Origin of the sequence: uncultured Methylibium sp. (assembly GCF_902826655.1) — a bacterium.
Taxonomy (GTDB): domain Bacteria; phylum Pseudomonadota; class Gammaproteobacteria; order Burkholderiales; family Burkholderiaceae_C; genus Methylibium.
The window spans coordinates 1-2,041 of the sequence record NZ_CADEFR010000135.1 but is presented as its reverse complement, the minus strand read 5'-3'; the positions used below and the strand labels follow the sequence as shown (position 1 = coordinate 2,041).

At 68.7% G+C, this 2,041-nt stretch carries 1 protein-coding gene and 1 pseudogene; both read left to right on the top strand.

What is annotated here, in order from left to right; translation table 11 throughout:
* Positions 1 to 930: pseudogene (gene aceE / locus QZV97_RS20810) on the top strand (pyruvate dehydrogenase (acetyl-transferring), homodimeric type); the annotation flags it as partial.
* A gap of 9 nt (positions 931 to 939) precedes the next feature.
* Positions 940 to 2,041 (top strand): biotin/lipoyl-containing protein (locus QZV97_RS20805; protein WP_295647321.1); only part of this gene is annotated, 1,102 nt, incomplete at its 3' end.

Here is a 2,041-nt window from a genome sequence, read left to right as displayed (position 1 = left end):
TCGTACAGCACGAACAACGTGCCGATGATCCCGTTCTACATCTACTACTCGATGTTCGGCCTGCAGCGGGTGGGCGATCTCGCCTGGCTGGCCGGCGACATGCGCGCGCGCGGCTTCCTGCTCGGCGGCACGGCCGGGCGCACCACGCTCAACGGCGAAGGCCTGCAGCACGAGGACGGCCACAGCCACATCCTCGCCGGCACGGTGCCCAACTGCGTCAGCTACGACCCGACCTTTGCCTACGAGGTGGTCACCATCGTCCGCGACGGCATGCGACGCATGTATGCCGAACAGGAGGACGTGTATTACTACGTCACGCTGATGAACGAGAACTACCCGCACCCTGGCATGCCCGAAGGCAGCGAGGCGGGGATCCTCAAGGGCCTGTACCAGCTCAGCGACGGCGGCAAGACGCCGAAGAAGGGCCAGCGCGTGCAGCTCATGGGCAGCGGCACGATCCTGCGCGAGGTCATGGCAGCGGCCGAGCTGTTGAAGGCCGACTGGGGCGTGGCCGCGGATGTCTGGAGCGCCACGAGCTACAACGAACTGCGCCGCGACGGCATGGCCGCGGAGCGCTGGAACCGGCTGCATCCGACCGAGCCACGCCGCAAGAGTCACGTCGAGCAATGCCTGGACGGGCACGACGGCCCGGTGATCGCTGCCACCGACTACATGCGCAACTACGCCGACCAGGTGCGTGAGTACGTGCAGGCGGCCGGGCGGCGATACGCGGTGCTCGGCACCGACGGCTTCGGCCGCAGCGACTACCGCCGCAACCTGCGCCGCTTCTTCGAGGTCGATCGCTGGCATGTGACGGTGGCCGCCCTCAAGGCGCTGGCCGACGACGGCGTGATGAAGCCCGCAGTGGTCGCCGAGGCCATCGCCAAGTACGGGCTCGACACCGAGCGCGCCGCACCCTGGACCGTCTGAGGGTCATCCATGAGCAATGCCATCGACATCAAGGTTCCCGACATCGGGGACTTCAAGGACGTGCCGGTCATCGAGATCTTCGTCAAGGTCGGCGACACGGTGAAGGCCGAGGATCCGATCGTCTCGCTCGAATCCGACAAGGCGACGATGGACGTGCCGGCGCCGCAGGGCGGCAAGGTCAAGTCCGTCGCCGTGAAGGTTGGCGACAAGGTCAGCGAGGGCAGCGTGCTGATGGCCTTCGAGGCCGCCGGTGCCCCTGCGGCGCCGGCCGAACCGGCCAAGCCGAGCATCAGCGCGCCGCCCTCGCCGGTCAGCGCACCGTCCGGAACCGCCGAAGTCCGCGTACCCGACATCGGTGACTTCAAGGACGTGCCGGTCATCGAGATCTTCGTCAAGGTCGGCGACACGGTGAAGGCCGAGGACCCGCTGATCTCACTCGAATCCGACAAGGCGACGATGGACGTACCCGCGCCGCTGTCGGGCACCGTCAAGGAGCTGAAGCTCGGCATCGGCGACAAGGTCAGCGAGGGCACGGTGATCCTGAGCCTGGCGACCGGCGATGCTGGTGCAGCCGGCGCGCCGGCATCGGCCGCCGCGGCCGCTGCCGCGCCGGCTGCGGCGGCAGCGGCGCCGGCGGCGCCAGCCGGCGCCATCGACGAAGCCGCGTTCGCACTCGCCTACGCCGGCCCGGCCGTGCGCAAGCTGGCGCGCGAGATGGGCGTGGACCTCGGCCGCGTCAAGGGCAGCGGCAACCACGGCCGCATCCTGCGCGAGGACGTGCAGGCGTTTGCCAAGGGCGGTGGCGCGGCGGCGGCGCCGGCACCGAAGGCTGCGTCGGCGCCCGCGGGCGGTGGCGTGGGCGGCATCGACCTGCTGCCCTGGCCGAAGGTCGACTTCGCCAAGTTCGGCCCCGTCGAGCGCAAGGAACAGTCGCGCATCAAGAAGATTTCGGCGGCGAATCTGCACCGCAACTGGGTCGTCATCCCGCACGTCACGACGCACGACGAGGCCGACATCACCGACCTCGAGCAGTTCCGCGTGCAGATGAACAAGGAACTCGAGAAGTCCGGCGTCAAGGTCAGCATGCTGCCCTTCATGATGAAGGCGGCGG